The 23083-nt window shown below is 35.7% G+C and carries 22 protein-coding genes; 5 read left to right on the top strand and 17 right to left on the bottom strand.

Annotation, left to right across the window (positions count from 1 at the left end):
* Nucleotides 1-71: 71 nt before the first annotated feature.
* The 7 genes from ACF3N8_RS03350 to ACF3N8_RS03320 form a co-directional block, all read right to left on the bottom strand.
* Entirely contained in the window at nucleotides 72-1559 is a 1488-nt protein-coding gene (locus tag ACF3N8_RS03350; RefSeq protein ID WP_009382211.1) for a HAMP domain-containing sensor histidine kinase, read from the bottom strand.
* Complete coding sequence (locus ACF3N8_RS03345) at nucleotides 1559-2224, bottom strand: response regulator transcription factor (RefSeq protein WP_009382214.1); 666 nt, start codon at nucleotides 2222-2224, stop codon at nucleotides 1559-1561. Before ACF3N8_RS03345 ends, ACF3N8_RS03350 begins: the two co-directional genes overlap by 1 nt.
* A 222-nt stretch (nucleotides 2225-2446) precedes the next feature.
* Nucleotides 2447-3034, bottom strand: a complete 588-nt coding sequence (locus ACF3N8_RS03340; RefSeq protein ID WP_009382215.1) for a hypothetical protein — start codon at nucleotides 3032-3034, stop codon at nucleotides 2447-2449.
* Nucleotides 3035-3303: 269 nt separating this feature from the next.
* Nucleotides 3304-4863 (bottom strand): BCCT family transporter, encoded by a 1560-nt coding sequence (locus tag ACF3N8_RS03335; protein ID WP_009382216.1) that lies wholly within the window; start codon nucleotides 4861-4863, stop codon nucleotides 3304-3306.
* A gap of 156 nt (nucleotides 4864-5019) precedes the next feature.
* Nucleotides 5020-5655, bottom strand: coding sequence for a hypothetical protein (locus ACF3N8_RS03330; RefSeq protein ID WP_009382217.1), 636 nt, complete (start codon nucleotides 5653-5655; stop codon nucleotides 5020-5022).
* A gap of 172 nt (nucleotides 5656-5827) precedes the next feature.
* Nucleotides 5828-6415 (bottom strand): hypothetical protein, encoded by a 588-nt coding sequence (locus tag ACF3N8_RS03325; protein WP_238094056.1) that lies wholly within the window; start codon nucleotides 6413-6415, stop codon nucleotides 5828-5830.
* Complete coding sequence (locus ACF3N8_RS03320; protein WP_238102023.1) at nucleotides 6415-6786, bottom strand: hypothetical protein; 372 nt, start codon at nucleotides 6784-6786, stop codon at nucleotides 6415-6417. Before ACF3N8_RS03320 ends, ACF3N8_RS03325 begins: the two co-directional genes overlap by 1 nt.
* Nucleotides 6787-6996: 210 nt before the next feature.
* Between ACF3N8_RS03320 and ACF3N8_RS03315 the strand changes: the two genes are divergently transcribed.
* A complete protein-coding gene (locus ACF3N8_RS03315) occupies nucleotides 6997-8307 on the top strand; it encodes an MFS transporter (RefSeq protein ID WP_238102024.1) in 1311 nt (436 codons plus the stop codon).
* Between the two features lie 102 nt (nucleotides 8308-8409).
* Here ACF3N8_RS03315 and ACF3N8_RS03310 read toward each other — a convergent pair whose 3' ends face one another.
* The 4 genes from ACF3N8_RS03310 to ACF3N8_RS03295 all read right to left on the bottom strand — a co-directional run bounded on the left by ACF3N8_RS03310 (nucleotide 8410) and on the right by ACF3N8_RS03295 (nucleotide 11002).
* A complete protein-coding gene (locus ACF3N8_RS03310; protein ID WP_235044491.1) occupies nucleotides 8410-8616 on the bottom strand; it encodes a hypothetical protein in 207 nt (68 codons plus the stop codon).
* A gap of 197 nt (nucleotides 8617-8813) precedes the next feature.
* Complete coding sequence (locus ACF3N8_RS03305; protein WP_009382227.1) at nucleotides 8814-9017, bottom strand: hypothetical protein; 204 nt, start codon at nucleotides 9015-9017, stop codon at nucleotides 8814-8816.
* A gap of 158 nt (nucleotides 9018-9175) precedes the next feature.
* On the bottom strand, nucleotides 9176-9784 hold the full coding sequence (locus ACF3N8_RS03300) for a class I SAM-dependent methyltransferase (RefSeq protein ID WP_009382228.1): 609 nt from the start codon (nucleotides 9782-9784) through the stop codon (nucleotides 9176-9178).
* 12 nt (nucleotides 9785-9796) lie between these two features.
* A complete protein-coding gene (locus ACF3N8_RS03295; protein WP_238094055.1) occupies nucleotides 9797-11002 on the bottom strand; it encodes a macrolide family glycosyltransferase in 1206 nt (401 codons plus the stop codon).
* Between the two features lie 362 nt (nucleotides 11003-11364).
* On the opposite strand from ACF3N8_RS03295, the gene ACF3N8_RS03290 reads away from it, so the two are divergent.
* From ACF3N8_RS03290 to ACF3N8_RS03280, 3 genes are all read left to right on the top strand, one after another.
* Nucleotides 11365-12456: a Glu/Leu/Phe/Val dehydrogenase gene (locus tag ACF3N8_RS03290; RefSeq protein ID WP_238102025.1), complete on the top strand. Its 1092-nt coding sequence runs from the start codon at nucleotides 11365-11367 to the stop codon at nucleotides 12454-12456.
* Between the two features lie 684 nt (nucleotides 12457-13140).
* On the top strand, nucleotides 13141-13677 hold the full coding sequence (locus ACF3N8_RS03285) for a TetR/AcrR family transcriptional regulator (protein WP_017176675.1): 537 nt from the start codon (nucleotides 13141-13143) through the stop codon (nucleotides 13675-13677).
* Nucleotides 13678-13770: 93 nt separating this feature from the next.
* On the top strand, nucleotides 13771-14661 hold the full coding sequence (locus tag ACF3N8_RS03280; RefSeq protein ID WP_017176676.1) for a nuclease-related domain-containing protein: 891 nt from the start codon (nucleotides 13771-13773) through the stop codon (nucleotides 14659-14661).
* A gap of 332 nt (nucleotides 14662-14993) precedes the next feature.
* On the opposite strand, the gene ACF3N8_RS03275 is transcribed toward ACF3N8_RS03280, so the two are convergent.
* Nucleotides 14994-16583 carry an L-lactate permease gene (locus ACF3N8_RS03275; protein ID WP_017176677.1) on the bottom strand — a complete coding sequence of 530 codons (1590 nt, stop codon included), beginning with the start codon at nucleotides 16581-16583 and terminating at the stop codon, nucleotides 14994-14996.
* A 249-nt stretch (nucleotides 16584-16832) separates the two neighbouring features.
* Between ACF3N8_RS03275 and ACF3N8_RS03270 the strand changes: the two genes are divergently transcribed.
* Nucleotides 16833-17294, top strand: a complete 462-nt coding sequence (locus tag ACF3N8_RS03270) for an AP2 domain-containing protein (RefSeq protein ID WP_009382252.1) — start codon at nucleotides 16833-16835, stop codon at nucleotides 17292-17294.
* An 83-nt stretch (nucleotides 17295-17377) separates the two neighbouring features.
* Here the strand turns inward: ACF3N8_RS03270 and ACF3N8_RS03265 are convergent, their stop codons facing one another.
* The 5 genes from ACF3N8_RS03265 to ACF3N8_RS03245 all read right to left on the bottom strand — a co-directional run bounded on the left by ACF3N8_RS03265 (nucleotide 17378) and on the right by ACF3N8_RS03245 (nucleotide 22993).
* Complete coding sequence (locus ACF3N8_RS03265) at nucleotides 17378-17974, bottom strand: poly-gamma-glutamate hydrolase family protein (RefSeq protein WP_392450245.1); 597 nt, start codon at nucleotides 17972-17974, stop codon at nucleotides 17378-17380.
* Nucleotides 17975-18203: 229 nt separating this feature from the next.
* On the bottom strand, nucleotides 18204-19070 hold the full coding sequence (locus tag ACF3N8_RS03260) for a fructosamine kinase family protein (protein ID WP_009382255.1): 867 nt from the start codon (nucleotides 19068-19070) through the stop codon (nucleotides 18204-18206).
* 176 nt (nucleotides 19071-19246) lie between these two features.
* On the bottom strand, nucleotides 19247-22111 hold the full coding sequence (locus ACF3N8_RS03255) for a DUF3427 domain-containing protein (protein WP_392450243.1): 2865 nt from the start codon (nucleotides 22109-22111) through the stop codon (nucleotides 19247-19249).
* Nucleotides 22112-22115: 4 nt separating this feature from the next.
* Nucleotides 22116-22508: a (deoxy)nucleoside triphosphate pyrophosphohydrolase gene (locus ACF3N8_RS03250; protein ID WP_009382257.1), complete on the bottom strand. Its 393-nt coding sequence runs from the start codon at nucleotides 22506-22508 to the stop codon at nucleotides 22116-22118.
* A 137-nt stretch (nucleotides 22509-22645) separates the two neighbouring features.
* Nucleotides 22646-22993 carry a DoxX family protein gene (locus ACF3N8_RS03245; protein WP_009382258.1) on the bottom strand — a complete coding sequence of 116 codons (348 nt, stop codon included), beginning with the start codon at nucleotides 22991-22993 and terminating at the stop codon, nucleotides 22646-22648.
* Between the last annotated feature and the right edge of the window lie 90 nt (nucleotides 22994-23083).

Below are 23083 nucleotides of genomic sequence, written 5' to 3'. Positions count from 1 at the left end.
ACTTTTCACATTTTATATATAAAAAGAGCTAAACTTTATCGTTTAGCTCTCGTTAAATATAACATTAAATTCTATTCAATGGCTGACTTTAGTGTGATTTTAAAGTGAACGCCTCTTTCGGTCTCAATATTTTCAAAGTGCCCGTCATGAAATTTTACGGCATCTAAAATGACTGAAAACCCTAATCCATGATTCTCATGGTTCACTTTAGTCGTCTTATTTTCTGTAGAAGCAAGTTCGAAATCTTTTATTCCTTTTCCATCATCATAATAATGTAACTGAATGCCATGTTCCATTTCGAAAAGCTCTATTTTGATATACGGATGTTTAATATTATGTTCAATACTATTTTCGATGAGGTTCATTAGCATACGCTCAATATAGAGTTGGTTACCGTAGAAATGCATATCAGACGTATGATTGACCACTTCGATTTGATCGTACTGAATGGTAGTCGTGATACGATTAATCGTTTCTTCAATCGAAAACTTCTCCTTATGTTTTGCCATCTGACTTGTTTCAGATTTAAAGTTTTCATTTAGACTCTCGATTAAACCATTCATGTATTCAGCTTTTTTAATAATCAGGTCATTGTATTGGGGCAGCATTTCTGGTTTAACCGTTAATATTTTTGCGTAGCCATATATAGATGTAAGCGGTGATTTTAAATCATGAGACATTTGTCCTAACCACTTTTGCTTATAATAGTTAATCTGGCTACGGTACATACTATCTTGAACAAGCTTTTGATTTAGCTCAGTAATTGAATAATCGAGTTCGCGATATAACTTCTTAGAGCGACGTGATATCGTCTTATTCCCAGGTTTATAAAGCTTACCTTCTGACAAGTTCTCAATCCAAGCAAGGTAGTATTTTAACGGTTTCGACAGTTTAAGTGAGATTAAAAATGCGATTAAACTTGCCAAAAGTATATTAATAACTAGGGCTCCAACGAGAGTTAAAATCATTATCTTATATGCTTTCATTTCGTTTGGTTTATTTGAAGATATAGGGCCAGTTGAATTATCTTTAAATTCGAAAGGAGTATAAAGCTCATTAGAATGAAACTTAATTTTATTATTTTCTAAATATATTTTTTCAGGATTATAGCTACGTATATATAAGCTTTTAATGATACGTGTCGTATCAAGTTCTCTTAAGTTTTTAACTTTAACTGGTTTCGCCTTTTTACTTATAATGACACCATTCACATTCTTCTTCCATGGCATGATTCGAGTTGAATGATAACGTGTCGCAATTCTCTCCTTAAGTTGTCTTCCTTTTTTGGGATATAGCTCCTTACCTTTATCATTGATAAGATAAAACTCAAGATTCTCTTCCCTTAGATTATCTTTAAAATCTTTAGAAATTTGATAAGCACCATCTTTTTTATCTACATTAAACTCAAAGTACATTTCATCTATAATCTCAATATTGTCGCTTTGACTATAGACAATTTGGAAAAGCAAAATAAAAAATACGACTACTGAAAGTATAACTGTAGTAATGAAAAAAAGCGCCAAATACTTAATGAACGTCCATGTGAGTCGTTTATTCATTATGACAAGCTCCTATAAATATAGCCCTTACCTCTTACAGTTTGAATAAGTTCAGGCGTTCTTGGATTTTGTTCTACCTTTTTCCTTAATGTACGAATATGTACCATAAGTGTATTGTCATCGAGGGCCGTATGGTACCCCCAAACATGTTCATACAGTTGTTCTTTAGACAGAATTTGATTCTGATTTACAATAAAATAATGTAACAACTCGTACTCACGATATGTTAAATAAACCTTCTCCTCATTGTTATAAACTTCAGTCGTATCTAAATTAACCGTTAAATGTTGGTTACGATGTAAGGTCTTCTTTTTAATATGTGCTTTAACACGGTAGGACAACTCCAAAGGATCAAAAGGCTTTTTCACATAATCAATCGCACCATGTTCGAACCCTTTATAAACGTCGAGTTCTGTGTCCTTAGCGGACACAACGATTATTTTAGTTTCGGTTGATTTAATATATTTAATTAATTCGTAACCACTTTCAGATTTCAAATTAATATCTAATAAAATCACATCATAATAGTAAGTTTCAAGCATCTCTTTACCACTTGAAATATCGTCGGCAGTATGAACTTCTCCAATTTCTTTAGAAGTTAAAGCTATTTTAATTAATTCCTGAATATCTAAATCATCTTCAATAATTAATACTTTAGAATTCATCATGTCACCTCAATATTAATTCTACATATAAATATAGATAATTGATATTGGAGAATGTAGATTTAAGATAGTTTTAAGATAGATATAAATACGAATTAAATGCGTTATAATAAAGTATCCTATGAGGTGATATAAATGAAACGAACTGAATTAAATATCGTCATTTGGAATTTAATTATGTAAAAGAAGCTAGGAAGATTCCTAGCTTCTTCTGTATTTCTATTAACCTTGATAAAAGCTATCTTCATGCTCGTGATCAAGTACATCTTGGTCTGCTTGATAACCATTTAGTCTTGAGTTAAGGATGTTTGAAGCAAGTAAATAATATTGATGGTCTGTGATGATACCGACATTTTTCTGGTCTCTTAAAACATGCAGGTTATAAACGACATCTAAACGGCGTTGAGGCGGATCAAATGCTTTACGCTCACTTTCATTTAAATTAATCTTGTATTCGTTCTGGCCGGGTTGGACCTTTCCAATGGTTTGAAAAACCCAATCGTCCTTACCTAAAGGCATCGTACCTTCTTTAACGCGACCGTTCTTGTACACTTTATACATACGATCTTTGCCAGCACCATACTTATAAACTGTTCTTAACTTATAATAGTGACCTTTCTCTTCAATGCTTAGATAACGGTAATCGTCTTTAAGATTTTGGCCAGTAGTTTGCTTAACCGCTTGTTCTGCAGTGTCAACGACTTGAACGTCATCTACTTTTTCAGCTGCACTTGCATCTGTGTTGACGCCTAATACTAAGGCACTCCCTAGGATAACTGAAGAAATAGAATACTTAGCTACTTTTTTCATAATCATTACCCCTTTTAATTTACTTTTCACAATGCAACGGTTCCAAATTTAATAACAAGAGATTATGCGATTGACAAAGATGCGTATAACTCCCCTAACTCTTTTCTCAGCAAAAGTAACAAAAACATTTCCAAAATGTTACAAAGAGATTACAACTCAATTGTAACAAATATCACTAATAATGCAAAAATATTTATTTAAATAAATTATTTATACTTTAAAGCGTAAAAAAACACAGTGCCGTAAAGACACTGTGCACTTATATCGTATTAATGATCGCGTTGATAAGCTTGATATTCCTGCATACGCTTTTTATTAGGTTTTATCGTGAGGCCAAGGAATTTACGTTCCTCGTTCGCATCCTTGTAAAAGGCTATCGCCATAAAAATGATAACAATACTAAATGGTAGTGCTGAGATGATGGCTGCAGATTGTAGCGCTGCGAGTCCTGTCTCACCACCAGCAAGTAATAATACATATGCGATTGCAGAAAGCATCACACCCCATACAATTTTAACGAATCCTGAAGGTGTTAAACGACCGAATGACGTCTGCATACCAAGTACGAAAGTAGCTGAGTCAGCAGATGTGATAAAGAATGATGCGATTAATAATAGCGCGACCATTGATAATAAGAAACCTATCGGTAATTCATTAAAGATACCAAATAGCTGCGTTTCAGGCTTCATTTTTAAAATCTTTTCATGACTTTGACCTACTTTGAGACCTGTCATACCGAAGACGCTAAACCAAATAATACTGATTACAGTTGGTACGAGTAAGACTGCTGAAATGAATTCGCGGATTGAGCGCCCTTTTGAAATACGGGCGATAAAGATACCCACGAATGGACTCCAACTTAGCCACCAACCCCAATAATAGATTGTCCAAGTTTGTAACCATTTGTGCTTTTGCTCATTTAAAGGTGCAACATCAAAACTATTGAAAATCAGTGAGTTGAGATAGTTACCTGCAGAACTAGTCATCATATTAAGAATGAAGATTGTAGGGCCTAGAATAAGTAAAGCTAGGCAAAGAATGCCTGCTAGCCCCATATTCAAGTTACTTAAGTATTGAATACCTTTACTTAAACCACTCCAAGCACTATATAAGAACAATACAGTTACTACTAAGATAATGATACCTTGAACGGCTTTATTATTCGGTACGTCAAATAGATAATTTAGACCACCGTTAATTTGCATCGCACCTACTCCTAGCGAAACCGCGACACCGATGATCGTCGCAAATACAGCGAGTACGTCGACGATGATGCCTGGAATTCCGTCTACGTGTTTGCCTAGAACTGGGCGTAATGTTTTAGATATTAAGCCTACTTCGCCTTTTCTAAATTGAGAATAAGCTAGAGATAACGCAACGATGCCATAAACTGCCCATGGATGGAAGCCGTAATGAAATAGCGTCGCTCTTAAGCTATCTTTAAGTGCTTCTTTAGTTTCAGGGTCGGCAGTCGACGGAGATAAGTAATGTGAAATCGGTTCTGATGAGCCGTAGAACACTAAACCGATACCCATACCGGCACTAAATAACATTGCTAGCCATGACACTGTTCTAAATTCTGGCTTATCATCAGGTTTACCTAATTTCAGCTTTCCGATTGGACTGAAAATCAGAAAGATGCATAAAAATAAAATACCTGTAAAAACAAGCATGTAATACCAACCGAATGTTTCTGTAATCCAAGCACCGATATCGCCTGAAACTTGTCCAAATTGATCAGGGAAAATGGCACCTAAAAGTACAAGTATACCTACGATAGAAGAGGCATACGTAAAAACATTGGAAAACGATTTTTCTTTATTAGCCATGTGTTCGATCCTTTCTAAAATGTTTTTAGACCGCTACACATACTATCACAGTAGCTAAATAAGTCAACGAACACTAAAATTAATATTTAATTATAAAAATTTTAATTAGATTTAGCTACGAAAAGTTTCGGTTGTTATATTTCTCAACTAAGTTATTTAGTAACTCTCTTCGTCATACTCAGCTTCATTTTCTTCCATTCTATCTTGTCTTATTTGCTCTCGTTCCTCAGAAGTCGCATTACTCCATTCAATTTGACCGTTTACCCACGCTTCATGAGCAGCCTGTTCTTCTGGAGTGCGATGGTTCTCCGAATTATTTTCTTCATGCATGTCGTAGATAGATTTTTCTTCACCGTTTTCAACTCTTAAGGAGCTTTCATAAGCTTTTATAGCTGGTCCTTCCATAACATTACCTTGAGGTATTACTCCATTAGCTACCGCGGAGTTATACGCGTGGATTTTTTCAATCTCACTATAGTTACCACTATTAAGTACACTAACTAATGTATTTCGATCAGTTATGTTATTCACATTAACTTGAATACTTGTGTTTTGATTATTGGTATTTGTTGTTTGATTATTAATATTCTCATTTACTTCAGTACTTTTAGCTTCTTGAGTTTTTGCTTCATTTTCATCCTGAGTCTCCTTCTTTTTCTTATCCTTAGTTTCCTTTTGATCCTTTTTCTTTTTTTCCTCACTTGTCTTCTTTTCATCGTCTTTTTTATCTTCATGACCACATGATGTTAAGACAATTAAACTAGCTAGACTTAAGACTATTAACCTTTTCACTTATAGAACCCCTCTTTCACTTCTAAATATAAATCATGACAAGTTTTCATTAATTCATATTTTATAATAATTTGTAACACTTAAAATATTATAAATCATAAAGTCTTAAAATAGTATAACTTTCTAACAAAACAAAAACCGTTAGTCCTACTAACGGTTTGATTTATAGCTTCTATTTTACTTTCTGCAATTTACCATTTGCGTATTTAACTTTCTCGCCGTTTTGAACCATATCGTACTCTTTCTTTGTCACGACTACGAGGTGCTCTTTGCCTTTTTTATCTTTAATCTCCACGGTATAGAGTTTTTCTTTGGGCTTTTTATGACGGAGTAATAGTGCTCTTTGTTGATCAAGGTTATGGTGACCAGACAATAACATCCAGTACATTAATGAATTGTTGTAAAACATTGTTGACTGACGTTGCTTCATTAGCGATGATCTGAAATCGTACATAAAAGGCGGTGGTGCCATTGAACTACCAGATGAATGATGGCGTTTCTTCATACCAGATTTTAAGCTTGATTGTCGTGATGCTAGACTTGCTTGTCTACTCGCTTGGCGACTGGCTTGGACGCTTGTGCGAACGGAACGTGCACTCGAACTTGCTGAACTTCGTGCACCGCCAGAACTACTAGATGCACTACTACTGCTGCTTGAACTTGAACCGCCTGATGATCCACCTTTCGCATCAACATAAGGCGTTAATGTGCCTAATATCAAGAGCGAACTTAAGCAACTATATAATAATTTTTTCTTCATTATTTATCTTTCACTTCGCTTTTACCCGTCACTTCACCTTCGATTTCATTGCCTGAATATGTCATGTAAGGTGTGCGATAGACGTGGTATTTCTTACCATCTTTAACCACATATGGTTTCGCATTTTCGTCTTTTAGGATATGTTCATATAATTTCTTGCTTGATGTAGTAAAATGTTTAACTTTGCCGTCTTTTTTATAACCGATTTCAACGCGTAACTCGTCTTTATCTCCATTAGATAATTGCTCGAAGTAAACTAAGTCATATTTAGATTTTTTAACCGCTTCTTTATCAGGTTCTTTCTCTTCACTTGCTGAACAAGCACCTAATAATAACATACTTGCCAAGGTTAACGTAATAAGTTTCTTCATATGTAAGTGCCTCCTAAGAAATTATATTTTTAATATATCATATATATTTAAAGACGCACATTTACATTATAAATTAGTTCTCGTGATATAAATTTATTTATTAATTTATTTAAAAGCTCTAATAAGGTTGTTTATGCAATTTAAAGCGTTAAGATTAATAATAAGTATAACTTTTTGGCTTTTAAAAAAGAAGAATAAAGGGGGATTGTGATGCAACGAGACGTCAATTACGTTAATTCTGCATCAGCAAAACGAAAAGTTATCATAACTTCTATGGGGAATGCACTCGAATGGTTTGACTTCGCGCTCTACGCGCAATTAGCGGTCTACATAAGTGCAAACTTCTTCCCAAACACAGGTGGGAGTGAAAATTTACTTTATACATTCGGAACGTTTGCGCTCGCGTTTTTAGTCAGACCAATTGGCGCAATCGTCTTTGGTGCAATCGGTGATAAATTCGGGCGTAAAATTGTGCTAACCACCACAATCTCAATCATGGCATTATCGACCTTACTACTTGGAGTATTACCGACCTACCATCAAATCGGTATCTTCGCTCCTATCTTACTACTCTTAGTTAGGATGGCACAGTCCTTTTCAACGGGTGGCGAATACAGTGGCGCGATGACGTATATTGTTGAGAGTTCGCCTGATAAGAAACGTGGACGTCTAGCCAGTGGTCTTGAAATGGGAACGATGGTTGGTAATGCGTTCGCAGCGATTCTAGTTGCTATTCTGTCATTCAACTTATCGACAGAACAGATGGAGGCCTTTGGTTGGCGCATACCATTTATCTTGGCGGCACCGTTTGGCTTAATGGTCTTCTATCTAAGAACGAAGCTCGATGAAACACCAACGTTTAAACATCATGTTGATCAGAAGACGCAAAGCTTATTCAAGGCGTTGAAGAATTATAAGAAAGAAGCGTTTGTCATGTTAATAGCCGTGGCAGTTCTGAACGTCAACAATTACATGTTCCTAACTTATCTGCCTTCATTCCTGAAGAATGACTTATCCATGTCAGATCAATCTTCAACGATTATTAATGCGATTTCGTTATTATTAATTATTCCATTTATATTTATCTTTGGTTATTTAAGTGATAAATATAATAATAAACGCTTACTTGTAATAGGCTTTATATTGTACATTTTATTAGCGATTCCGACCGTATTTGTACTCAATATGGGTAATGTGGTTAGCGTATTTATCGCAGTTATGGTGTATGCGATCATGCTGTCCATCTTCGTAGGTATAATGCCGTCTACACTACCTGCAATTACGCACACGAACGTGCGTATGAAATTTCTTTCTATTATATATAATGTCGCGACGGCTATATTTGGGGGCGCAACACCGTTTATCCTGACACTGTTAGGCTCCCTTGAAAATGGTAAGTATGCGCCAGCGATATTCCTTATTATCACAAACGTTATCGGACTCGTGGTATTCATATTTATGTTTAAACCAACTTCAAATAAACCTTTAAAAGGTTCAAAGCCAAATGTCGAAAAGACATAAAAAATAAGGATGAAACCATGCGGGATAACCGCTTGCATTTCATCCTTTTTATGTTGGTTGCTTGGATACATGCACTGAATTAACAAGATTATGAATTACGTGTTACTTTCGAGCCTTTCTTTTAGTGACTTCATAAAGAATCCCAAATAAGATGACAAAGAAGAGTAAAATTAATGGTAAGAATGGGATGTCATCAACTAATGGCCAATTCAAATTCATCTTAAATACAAAATTAGCGATGTATTTGATACAAAGTATAACGAGCAGCGTCACACTTAATTGAAATAAGAAACCAAATAATCTAGGCATGAATTTCACTATTATCCTCCTCATTCGTGTAGAAATAGCGTTTAAAGTTTCATGAATTTTGATAATATAAATTTTAAAAATAAATTCAACAATTCTTATGTTATATAAATATGTCATGAAACTCAAATTTATTACGACACATTTGGACTAATTCTACCGTTCAAACATATTAAGTATCGCCTATAAATAATGGGAGTCTAATTAAATATACCAGCTAAAACGATTAATGATATTGCACAAATTAAAGTTAGTACGCCAAAGGTCAAGATATATTTTTGATAACTTTTATGTTTTCGTTGACTTAATGGCCACATGATTTGGTACAGACCAAAAACGATTGTAGCGATTCCGAATACAATGAAGCCTATTCCAAGAACGAAACCTAAGATACTTAAAACCATAAAGAACGCCTCCCTTAAAATGTGTCATTCAAGGCAAGCGTAGCATTAAGTTTACGAAATTCATATTTATAGGATTGTAAGTTTACACCGATTTGTCTCATTAGTCGCGTGTTAGCGCATTTTTCACGATTAAACAGAAATTTGTTTCACGTGTAACATTATCGCGTAATTCTCGCGACAAATACTTCCGCATCTTCTTTTACAAATATCTTTTCACCTTTATAAAAGACATTTCGACCTTCGTATTTTAAATCAGCTTTATCACATAATACTTGAAGCGTTTCCTCTGTAAAGCCGTTAGTGACTTTCGGATGCGTCACGCGTTCATTTTTATCGAAATCAACAATATATATCGCACCATCTTCCTTTAACATGTTGCGTAATTGCTTGAGTAATGTCACTTTATCCGTAACGTGTAGTAGAACGAGCGATAAAATAATGATATCAGCTTTAGGTAGCGATGCGTCACTCGTATCTTTAGTCACATCGATATGCATTGAGTCAACGTTTTTTAAATCCTCAGTTTCAATTTTCGATGTCGCGACGTCTATCATTTCCCGAGAAGCATCCATGATTGTAATATGTTTAAATAAATCGATAAGTTGAAGTGACACGAGCCCTGTGCCACCGCCATAATCTATAAGCGTTTGCTCATGGTCAGCTTCAATATGGTTTCTTAATTCTGAGGCAATGATGTTCGCGAGCGCCACACGTTCGGGTACATCGTATTTATTTGCTAAGTTTTTAAATACGTCTTCGTTGGACATTATGAATCCCCTTTACTGTTTAATCTTTTGTGCTTGTTTAAAATTTCGGATCGTTTCTTTAACCACTTCTAAGTCGCAATGAGTTGCGCTTACTTGTTCAAGCGCTTGTTGGTATTGGGCCTTTTCTTCAAGAATGGCATTAACGTGTGACTTAATGTCATCGACTGTAACGGTACTTGAGTTCAATTTCACACCTAACCCTAAGTCCTCAAGTTGTTTCGACACGAATGGTTGGTCGGCACTTTGCGGAAATGCGAGCATCGGCACGTGCGCCATTATCGCTTCATTGGTACTATTCATCCCAGCATGCGTCATAAACACATCAGCCTGCTTAAGTATAGCCTTTTGTGGCACATAATTTCTAACGATAAATTGATCACTCAGATGTTCGAAGTCGGCCACATCGTTCGTGTTACCAATGGACATGATAACCGTAACGTCGAGGTCCTTAAGCGCCTCGATACATTGGTTAAAGAACGCCATGTTTTCATTAAATACCGTTCCGAGTGAGATATAAATGATTGGTTTCGATTGATCAATATCATCCATAAACGTGTCATCTTGATTGGCTTCAGACGTTCTAGGTCCAATAAATGTAAATGCGTCGTCGTGATACGCGTGATTTTCAAATTGGAAGCCTTTAAGCACGGCACTGATATGCATATTTCCCGGGTTATTCATGATTTCATAGCGCTTCGACAGTTCAAGACCCATAGCGTTGTTAAGTTCACCAATCAGTTCATTAAAGCGCTCGTCTTCATAGGTTTTATCCGCTACGGGAACTGTCTTACTAATGAGCTTAATCTTATCATCAAAGTCTGCTTCAGTTTCGGCGAACGATGAAACAAGTGAAATGAGAGGCAATTGAAGTTTTTGAGCCATCGCATAGCCGCCACTGAACATGGAATCCGCGACGATGTAATCGAACGTTTTACCTTCAATATTCGCTAATATCTTCGGTAAAGCAAGTGTATACATCTTAACGAGACCATTTATCACGCTAAATAAATTTTCACGGCGTTCACTTAAGAATGTTTCAAGCATCGTCTCCGATGAGAGCGTGTTGATGTTTGCGCCAGTTGCTTTAAATTTATCTTCATAGCCATCACCAACGTAAGCTGTAACATTCTCGCCCATATCAACAAGCGTTTTGACAATTGGTAGTGATGGATTCACGTGCCCTTCTGGTCCGATATTAATAAATAATACGTCTGCCATTTTTTAAAAGCCTCCTAAGATTTCTTCTTTTCAAAAGTAACATAAGAAATAATACGCGTTAGAATGAACTGCTTAATAAAATTAAAGTTCAAATCGTTTTAAAGACAAATTTTATTGTTATAATTTTCAATCAATAATCTGAGCCCATATATGACACCTAATTGAAAAATTATCTCAATATTATCATTTATTAAAACACTTTAAATCGCTTTCACATTACTGTTTTAAAGGATTTTCTTTTTTGACATAACGTATTCTTTAATTATAAAGTATATATTGTAGGACTTTTCAAAAGTATATGATTAACAAACGAATAAATCTTTATACTTCTATAATACAAACAATTGGGAGGCGTACGAAACATGATTTTTGAAAAAATGGAACAATACGATTATGAACAATTAGTATTCTGCCATGATAAAACAAGTGGCTTAAAAGCAATTATTTGTATCCACGATTCAACATTAGGACCTGCACTTGGTGGTTGTCGTTTCTGGAATTATGAAACAGAAGAAGAAGCGATTGAAGACGTTATGCGTTTAGCTAAAGGTATGACTTACAAAAACGCAGCAGCTGGTCTTAACCTTGGCGGTGCTAAAACAGTTGTTATGGGTGACCCTAAGAAAGATAAATCAGAAGCTTTCTTCCGTGCTTTAGGTCGCTATATCAATAGTTTAGATGGTCGTTATATCACAGCTGAAGACGTGAATACGACTGTTGAAGACATGGACTTCATCTATCAAGAAACGCCTTATGTAACTGGTATCAGTGAATCATACGGTTCAAGTGGTAACCCAAGTCCTAAGACAGCACTTGGTGTATTCTACGCAATGAAACGTACTGCGAAAGAAGCATTCGGTACTGACGACTTAGAAGGTAAAACAGTTTCAGTACAAGGTTTAGGTAACGTTGCTTACACATTATGTGAGTACTTACACGAAGCAGGTGCTAAACTTGTTGTTACAGATATCAATGATGAAGCGGTAGAACGTGTTGTAAATGATTTCAATGCTGAAAAAGTTGGCGTTGACGACATCTACAGTGTAGAAGCTGACATTTTCGCACCATGTGCGTTAGGTGCAATCCTAAACGACGACACTATCCCTCAATTAGAAGTTAAAGCAGTATGCGGTAGTTCAAACAACCAATTATTAGATACTGAAAAACACGGTAAAATGTTAGAAGACAAAGGTATCGTTTATGCACCAGACTTCGTTGTAAACGCAGGCGGTGTAATTAACGTTGCTGACGAACTTCAAGGTTATAACGAAGATCGTGCGATTGCTAAAGTTAAAGGTATCTACAATCAAATGGATAAAATCTTTAACATTGCTAAAGAACAAGACATCTTACCAGTAAGTGCAGCTGAGCACTTAGCTGAAAAACGTATTAAAGATATGATGGTTGTTCATAGTAAATTCTCTGCTAAATCAAATAACCAAATCAACCGCTAATTTAGGGTGATTTAGATAGTTATTGTGAGCGTGTGATGGTGCGGTTGATGCGCACCTAGCTTGTTCGCTAAAATTTGGTACACCTCCGAATGAATTTCGGAGGTGTTTTTATTATGGGTTGAAGGTGAGACTTGATCACGGTTTCGTCATCAAGTTTCAATAGCCCTGAGACTTGATTAAGTTTTGCTCATCAAGTTTCAACAGCCCTGAGACTTGATTACGGTTTCGTCATCAAGTTTCAACAGCCCCGAGACTTGATTACGGTTTCGTCATCAAGTTTCAACAGCCCCGAGACTTGATTACGGTTTCGTCATCAAGTTTCAACAGCCCCGAGACTTGATTACGGTTTCGTCATCAAGTTTCAACAGCCCTCAGACTTGATTACGGTTTCGTCATCAAGTTTCAACAGCCCTCAGACTTGATTACGGTTTCGTCATCAAGTTTCAATTAACTCCTAACGCTAACACGGATTTACAACCGAGTTACGAATTCCGTCCACTCTAATATTGTCAAAATATTCCAAAAATATTACAATCAACTTTCAAAGATATTACTCAACTTGTGTTTTAAATCGCAAATGGTAGAATAACTACAAATGATTTTTGACTGATGAAATCATTTTAAGCACTGTATCATCACCATATTACACATAATTTCAAATTATGCATTAATAGGAGAGATTCTTTGGACAGACGAATGATTAAAACACAGAATGCTTTAAAAACAAGTTTACTTAAATTGCTAGAAAGAGATACAATTGAAGCAATTACAGTTACCGATATTTGTGAACGCTCAAATATTGTTAGGCGTACGTTTTATGCCCATTATACCGATAAATTTGAACTCGTTGAACATATTATGGATGACTATATCAATGATTTTATTGAAATCTGTAAATATCGCGAATCGCCTGACTTTGAAGCGGGTACGATAAGATGGTTTAAATTTCTCAACCAAAATAAGTTGGTATTTAGAGTTTTCTTTAATAGTTCAATATCTTCCATATTCTTAAAAAAGTTCGAATATAATGTTAAAAAGGAAATCTTTAGTAAGTTAAAAAGTGAATATAAAGATCATCCAATTTTAAAAGAAAAGACGTTGCTTGTATTTTTAACGTCAGCGATCTTGGGTGTTATGTACGATTATTGTACGCATAATAACAAGAACTATAAGCGTAAGGCACAAGAGGTTGTCATTCTTATGGAGCCGTATCTTGAGTAAGCGATTACCAACTTAAATCATTTTCATTGATATATCATTCACAAATTATTTTATGTTATTATTAAATTAATTAATGTGAAATGAGTTGGTACCATGAACGACTACAACCCTAATAAATATTGGCTCGCTATTGAAAACCGGTGCGCGCCTAATAAAGAGATAGCCCTCAAAATCAAACAGCTAAAACTTGGAATTGAGGGCGAGCGTCTCTTTTATGAATCCTTTTTGCAAGACAAAGAAATACTATACCTCCACAATGCTTACTACAACACTTACAACCCCCTTGAAATCGATTATCTCATCGTCAATAACTATAACGTCTACCTTTTCGAGATAAAAAATTACACTGGTGATTATTATGCTAAAGATCATGCAATGCGGACCGCAACTGAATTTGAAATTCCTAATCCGTATTCGCAACTTATCAAGCAAAAGAATGAAATTAAGCGATTACTTTCTTCTAAGCAAATTCATTATGACCTCAAAGCTTACATTGTTTACACAAACCCTACTTTCACCCTTCACGGTGATTTACCTAACCGTAGCACTTACCTGCTTCCTACAGAACTTCATAAAATTTCATCATTCTTCGGACCTTCCTCTGAAAAGGATTTTAAAGTTTATCACTTTTTAAAAGCCCAACAAATTGACTATTTCTCCCATTATCAACCTACACGACCATATAAGTTTAACGAATTACAACCTGGCCTTAAATGTATACATTGTGGTACTCTCGATCCAATTATTTATAAAAGTAGGTATCGCAACTTTACATGTAAGTTTTGTTGTAAAAAATTCGATATTAATGAGGCTATCCTTAGTAGCTTAAAAGATTTATACCATATAACTGGGAAGCCATTCACATTCAAACAAGCTCAATACTGGTGCAAAGATATACTCGAATGGAAATTAAGACATATATGCAAACGACACTTCGATTATTCAGGTACGAATTTGCTCAATTTTAAGCTCAAGGGTTCATAATATGGATTTGAAACTTGATTAGAATTTCACCATCAAGTTTCAAACGGTCTGAGACTTGATTAAAATTTCCTCATCAAGTTTCAAAGGCTCTGAGACTTGATTAAAATTTCGTCATCAAGTTTCAAGCAGTCTGAGACTTGATGACGGTTTCCTCATCAAGTTTCAGTGCCCTTAACATCACCTACCGTGATAACTTCAAGCACCCATATCTCTAAAACCAAAAAAGGAAGCGTCTCGCATCATACGAGACGCCTCCTATTCATCTTATAATTCTCTAGAACCAAATAAACAAGGCGTCTCGCACCAAGCGAGACGCCTTTTCATAATGAAAATTAAAGAATAAATGTCATGAAGATAAAGCCGCTAATACCTACAATTAAGCAATAGAACATTGCTGGTCCTAATGTCTTACGGATAACGCTACCTTCTTTACCTTCCATACCAACAACTGCACAAGCGGCTACTACGTTATGGATACAAATCATATTTCCGACTGCACCACCGATAACTTGTAACGCGAGTACAACGTTCGTGTTCATACCAATTGCTTCTGCAATATTATATTGAACTTCCGCAAACGTTAACGTCGATACTGTCGCACTACCTGTGATAAATGAACCAAGGGCACCTAAGAATGGTGAAATAAATACCCAGTTGTCACCAAATGCTTGTACCATACCATTCGCGATGTATTTCGGCATACTTAATAGTTCATTCGCATTAATACCTGAGTTACTAAAAACATGTACCATCGCAAGTGTAGCCGTTAACGTGATACCTGTTGTTTTAATCGTTTTCAAGGCATCTAAACTTGCTGTCGTGAATACACTAAATGACTTACGTTGAATAAATACGGCGCAAATTGCAGCTAACGCTAAAATCGTTCCAGGTGAGTACAAGATCGCCCATCCTGAAGAAATCTTTTCAAAGCCGAGAATCTGATTCCATGATAAATCAATTGCAGTTAACGTGAAGGCCTTTAACTGAGGCACCACGCGTGTTAATAATAATAACGCTACTACAATTAAGTATGGAGACCAAGCTGCAAATAAGTTCATATCGGACTTTGTCGTCTTACGCTTGAACGAGTCGTCTAGAACATCAAGCCATACTTTCTTAGGAATTAAGAAGTTAAATTTCGCAGTTAACACAGCTACGATAATACCTGTTAACGACGCTAAAATTGAAACGAATTCTGGACCAAAGACATGCGCGTATAGCAACGCTGAAGATGAATACACGATACCGATTAATAACGTCCAAGGTAAGATTTCAAGAATCGACTTCAGTTTGTCCTTCTTACCAAAGAACAATACCATTGTTAACACCATGATTGATGGCACTAACATACCTGTTACTAAGTCGATTAATGTAATCGTCGCACCTGTATCAAAGAACAATGTGCGGTCCGCATGCTTTAACGTACTCAAACCAACGATTACTGGTGTCCCTACTGCACCAAAAGACACAGATGTACTATCCGCAATCAAGGCAGCAGTTACGGCTGTTAAAGGTCTGAACCCAAGTGCTAACATTAACGGCGCTGTAACCATTGCTGGCGTACCGAAACCTGCCGCACCTTCAATTAATGATCCAAATAAGAATCCTACAATAATCACAAGTACACGCATATCGTCTGAGATACTTTGGAAACCTTGGTTAATTCGGTCCACTGCACCAGTACCTCTTAATGTATTTAATAATACCAACGCACCAAATAAGATCAGTAAGATCGTTAATGTCTTATGTGTACCTTGTAAAATAGATGCTAAAACGGCTTTCGTTTCTATTCCCCAAACGAAAAGACCTAGCGTTGTCACTACGATTGCACTGATAATCATCCCTTTTAAAGCAGACATACGTAGAACAACTAAAAATAAGAACGGCACGATGACCGCACTTAATGCTACGAGCATCATCATATAAACCAACCCCTCACACCTTAAGGCATTCATATAATTGATTAAGTCATCTGATGACCTTATCTCTATTATAGTAATCGTTTTCATTACGAATTTCAACAAAATTTTGAATTATACAAATTCACCTAAACAGATTTGAAAAATCAGATTTACACGCTTATAAAGGTATTGTAAAATATAAAATGATATTTAAAATGTTTCGTTTATTACGTAGTTCGCCTTTAAGAAATGAATGTGAGGTCATGATTCGTGGTTAAAAAAGTATATGTAAGAAATATTGATGATTATATATTAGTAGATGATCAAGATTATGAACGTGTTAATGCGTTTCTTTGGCATATTACATATGCACATCAAACGAGACGCTGTTTGGCTTTTATAGAAGGGAAAAAGGTGGCACTGCCGAAGTACATAACTGGTGTTAACCACGCTTATCAAAAGGAGAAGAACCTCGACTTCACGCGCCAAAACATTGGTATCGACGCACATAAATACCGTTATCGCCAACCACAGAAGAATAGCTCATGCCCATATAAAGGTGTGTCCTACCACAAATCGACGGCCTGCTCGAAGAAGTATCGCGCCATGATTTCGCTTGGTGACCGCCAAGTCTTTCTAGGTTATTTCGAGACGGATAAGGAAGCCGCACACGCTTATAACCAAGCCGTTGTGAAATATTGGAACGGCAATGGTTACATGAACGACATATAAAATCCCCACGCCTTGAAGTCTACCTCCTGACACCATCTAGTCAGAAGCGACCTCACTTACGCGTGGGGAAATTCATATATCAATTATTGTGTGATACCGCGATCTACCGCTTGAACAAACTTATCCATCTCTTCTGTATAATTTTGCGCATTACTTCGCGCAGAGCGACTTAAGTCGCCATCTTTGAAGAACGTCTTGACCGTGTCACTTGATAGCTCCAGTTGCACGCCAGCACCCTTTTGATTGCGATTCACAATATTATCAAGGTTCGTACCAGCTATGCCGTCCGTACCAGCAGCTACACGAAATCCTTGAGCCTCGAGCTCGTCTTTAATCTTCGCCTGCAAGTCTTTGTCTAAACCACCAATATAAACGTCATATTCAGACTGCTTCGTCTTATGAATCGACACCGTCTTATTCGAAGTCTTTACCATCTCTAACGCTTTTGGCTCATCGAAATGTGACGACGTAACGTGTAGTTCACTATTATCAGATGCGCGCATACCTTTGAACGTATAATAACTTGAGATCGTGTTACTCGCGATGCGCTTCGCAACCTCTGACGTACCAGGCTCAATACCTCCACCATGTGGCGCCATAACTAACGATTTACGACCTTCATTTAGCGTCTCAATCACCCAGTCCTCACCTTTAGTCGTTTCTGTCATTAGATCCGTCATCGAATCATATGTATCCTACGCATGCGCTGTACCATGTGGCATCATAAGCGACATAGATAGTACACCTACTGCACATAATCCCGTGATACGTCCAACTAATCTCTTCGTATTCATCGTTACCTCACCTTTACATATAAATTTAATCGTACATCTTTAGCATACCTAAATGATATAAATGACATATAAATTTATTCATAATATTTATTAACCTTTTGAAAAGGCCTTTTAACTAAGCATTCGCACTTTCTAAGATTTTAGACATCGAACGATTCACACCATGACGATACATATCGCCGAACTTCACAAGATGCACAAGCAACAACCAGAGCGCATAGAACTCAATACGCAATTCAGCGCCCTCATCAAGCGGATACGCCGCATGATAAGCCTCATAGAAATCTTGAGAGAAACCACCAAACACCTTCGTCGCACCTAAATCAAACTCACGATCACCATAAAGCGGTGCAGGATCAAATAGCGCCGGCTGACCATTCGTCAAGAACATATAATTGCCACTCCATAAATCCCCGTGCAACAACGACGGCTCAGACTCATGCGCCTTCAATTCATCAACCATAATTTCACGAACCGCTTCATACTGCTTCACATCTTCCTCCTTGAAAAGCCCTTTCGATACAAGGATGTCACGCAAATGATCCATACGCTTTTCAATGAATAACTCAGACCACGTGTCCGTCCACGTATTATCAAACGAAATATCGCCACCTTCGTATGGTAAATCATAGCCAAACTTCGTTTCATTAAGACGATATTGATGAAGTTTCGCAACAAGATGACCCAGTGCACGTTGGTCACCCTCATAACTTTCATCTAAGAAAGTAAGTAGAAGATATGCATTCCCTTCTATCTCACCAGACTCAATCACACGAGGAGCCGTAACATCAGCCTTCTCAAAGTCCTTCAAACCTTGAATCTCAGCCGCATAAAAATCAACCGTACGATTAGGCTGTACCAGCAAGAAATACGTCTCATGCGTCGACTCAATACGGAACGCCTCATTGACAGAACCGCCACCAACAGCCGTTACATGTACTATCGGATCAATCGGAAGTTGTTCAAACCATGCATCATTCATAACATAGCCTCCTAAAAAAGTTGATATATGTATACACCCGTTGTAACAAAAAGTTTGGGTGAAAGCTATTGAAAGGGTATAGGTAACAATTATTTAAAAAATTAGGAATTAGTCTAGATTTTATTCACAAAAATAAGGCTAGAACGAGCAAGTTCTAACCTCACAAAAGTTTTTTATTAAGTTTGAACAATGTATCTATAAATGTCATCTCTAACAGGTGTTTCTAAACCTAATCGCATTGTTACTACACTTTTACCATTAGGCATATGGTCTTCTTCAGCACTTCCGTCAATGACATTCGCTTTTCCTAGGTAATAATATTCCATACCTTCAGCACTTTCTTTTTTTACGAAAAGATAAATTAGTGAATTCGATTCCTTATGATTTAATATAGGTTGCACTTCACTAGATGTTAATTTTCTAGGTGATCTTGTGAACCATTTCATTTCATCTTGGCTTAGAAAACGATCTTCGTATTGAGTATTTTCACTAATATCATCTTCTTTATGATAATTAATAAAAATTGGACAAGTTTGATACTTCATCTTGTAGCCGTTTACAACTCCTGATTCATCACTTTTCCAATTAAGTATTTTGATTACATCTTTTCGCGTATATTTTTTATATAATTCTAACTCAGAACTTGAATTATGATAATTTATGTTCTTAAACATACTAACTTTCATAATATCTTCAAATAACAGATTAAACGGGGGTTTTTTCATGGCTTCCACTAAAGTTTTACTTACTCGTATCTTTTCACCATTAGTCTCAATTAGTGGCTTACCATAAGTCTTTTCAATATCATTTTTGAAATAAGAAAAATCAAAAATCCTTAGTGCCGTGTCTACATCACTTAAAGTAATTGTATTACGCTTTGTTCTTACATCTTCTAGAAGTTCTTCTTGGTTTTTTGACGATCTAACTAATGATTGTAATACTAAGTAATCTACATCACGAATACCCGACATAATTTCACGTGACAGCATCGTAAGATTTTTAGATTCATTACTTGTTAGGACGTTATCCATACATTTTACATAGCGTAGAAATTCATAGTAGTTTTTAAAGTTATCTAGGATGACATTGGGATCTATAGAATGCTGTTCAACGAAATCCATCAACATAGGCGTTCGACCTAAACGTTCTTTTAATTTATTAAAAGCATTTTTAATTACGAGTTTTCCATTTAATGAAACTTTGTTTAAAGACTCAAATATTTTGGTCTTAGCAACTGCCTCAAAATTAATTGTAGACACGCCATCTAACACAGTATTATCCGTTAGAAACTTACGATAATTATCCTTATTTTGTGACTGATCGCCTGACAGAGCAATAGGTATTAAATAGTTATTATCATAGTTACCAATAAAGTCTATCACCGTTACGTAATCTTTATTCGTACTCTTACGTAGCCCTCGCCCAAGTTGCTGAATAAATATAATACTAGATTTAGTTGCTCTTAACATAATAACTTGATTAACTTCTGGAATGTCGATGCCCTCGTTAAAAAGGTCCACAGTTATAATATAGTTAATAACGCCGTCCTTTAATTGCTGCATTACTTCATCTCGATAAACCTGAGAATCTTCACCTGACAAAGCAACCGTTGGAACGTTTAGTGAAGTTAGTTTTGTTGCTAGCTCTTTAGCCTCTGACACATTGTTAACAAATATAAGTCCCTTTAGAACATCACCTGAATAGCCATAGTAATGTGTTTTTTCAAGTATATAGTGTACCCTTTCATCTGAAGCTAATTTTTGTAGTGCTTTAGGGTCATCCTCTTCAACTTCATCCTTCACATATTCCGTTACGCCAAAATAATGAAAAGGACATAAAATTTCGCTTTCAAGCGCTTTTTGAAGACGTATTTCATAAGCAATGTTGTAATCAAACATTTCAAATATATTACGTTCGTCAGTTCTCTCAGGTGTAGCAGTCATACCTAATAAGAACTTAGGTTTGAAATAATTATATACACGTAAATATGATCTAGCTGCAGAACGATGGGCTTCATCAAAAATAACGTAATCAAAATGATTTTCACTAAACTTTTTATATACATCAGGTTTAGAAATTGTTTGAACCGTAGCAAACACATATTTTGCATCTATTTTCTTATTCTTACCTGTTAGCAAGCCAAATTCGTTATCATCTTCAAATGGAAGTACTTTTTTAAATTCTTCGATTGCTTTTTTCAAAATTCCTTCGTTGTGTACAATAAACAACGTTCTTTCTGGTTGATAGGCTCTAACATCTAAAGCACATAATATTGTTTTACCGGTACCAGTTGCAGAAATGATTAATGCTTTGTCTGCTTTCTTATCTCTTAAATTCCTTAATGAATTGAGAGCTTCTTCCTGCATGATATTGGGAACGATTTCTTTCGATATCGTTAATTTTTTCTCAGCTTCCTTTTGAATTTCAACAATTTGCTTGAAATCTTTGACCTTTTGATATTGAAATGTTTCTTCATAAGTTTTAATCCATTCTTCATTTAAAATAAAACTATCATTCCATAATTTTTCAAATTGCTGTTTAACATGATAAATGAGATCTCCGTTTTTATGAGTTGATAAAAATAAGTTTTGTTCATAGTTCTGTTTAAGTGCATCTGATGTAAGATTAGAACTACCCACAATCAATGTAGAATAATTTTCGTGGTCAAAGATATAGCCTTTAGCATGAAATCCTTTTATATCAGTTAAACGAACATCTATATTATCAAGCTTCAATAATTCTCTAAACATTTTTGGGCTATTAAAGCCGAGATAATTTGATGTTAATATTCTTCCTTTTACGCCTTTTTGATTTAGGTCGTATAAGTGAGATTTTAAACTAGCTAAACCACTTTCCGTGATGAATGCTACAGAAATCGTAAATTCACGACATTTATGTAGTTCATCTATAATGGTAGATAATACATTTTCTTTTTTATTATTAATAAGTAACTTAGGTGCAAAGTTGCCTTGGTGTGAAATGGAACGATCTATAAAACCTTTTTGTAATGATTGATTAAAGTCCTTGATCAGCTTTTCCATTTTATTAACCCTCTTTTGCAAGAATATCAACAGCTGGTATATCTGCAGGTGCCCATTCTAATTGGTGTAATTCATTAGCCGCTAACCACTTAATTTCTTTATGTTCTGTTAAAGTAGGTAGTGTTTTATTTAAAACACAACGATATGTAGTTAGTTCAATGATCCCGAAATCGTATTCGTATGTAGTAGTTGTAACTTTGTCTTTAACTTCTAAGTCGCACTTCATTTCCTCTTTAATTTCTCTTTTAAGTGCTTCGACATCTGTTTCATCTTTTTCGATCTTACCACCTGGAAATTCCCACATGAGTGGTAAAGACATAGACTCACTTCTTTGAGCACATAAGATTTTGTTATCAGAAAAGATTACTGCTCCTACAACTTTAATTACCTTTTTCACGTGTAACACCTCTTAGTATTTGTTCTTTATTATATTTTATCAAATAAAAGCTAATGAGTAGAAAAATTTAATTCTCTAAAGTAAAAACTTATAAAATAAAACCTAGGATTTCTCCTAGGTTCAGTTTCTTTTAATATTTATTTTTCGTCGTTTTCGAATAATAGCCAGAAGTTAATTAAACTAATACCAAATGAAGGGATACATCTTAGGATAGAGTCTTTTGCTAGGAAGATGTGTGATAGTGACGCTACGATCATTGTGCCTAAGATGAGTAGGTTAGCAAGGTAACCGAAGACACGTTTCCATAAACCTACGATAAGTCCAATGGCACCTAGTAATTCAAATACTCCTGTCAATTTACTGAAACCATCTGGATAGCCGAAGTCATCGAAGTCTTGATCCATGTTCCCCTTCATTAAATTGAAACTTACTATCACGAAGAAAAACGCGACAATACTTTGTACAATTTTGGCTGCTTTTGACATGTAATACCTCCTCCGAATCAAATTTATTATATATGCATTAGTTTACTTCTAACCTATTTTTTAAAATTTTATACCTGTTTTTGACAAATT

This window comes from Staphylococcus massiliensis, from assembly GCF_043186315.1.
In the GTDB taxonomy this organism is placed as follows: domain Bacteria; phylum Bacillota; class Bacilli; order Staphylococcales; family Staphylococcaceae; genus Staphylococcus; species Staphylococcus massiliensis.
This window is presented reverse-complemented; position numbering and strand designations above follow the sequence as displayed.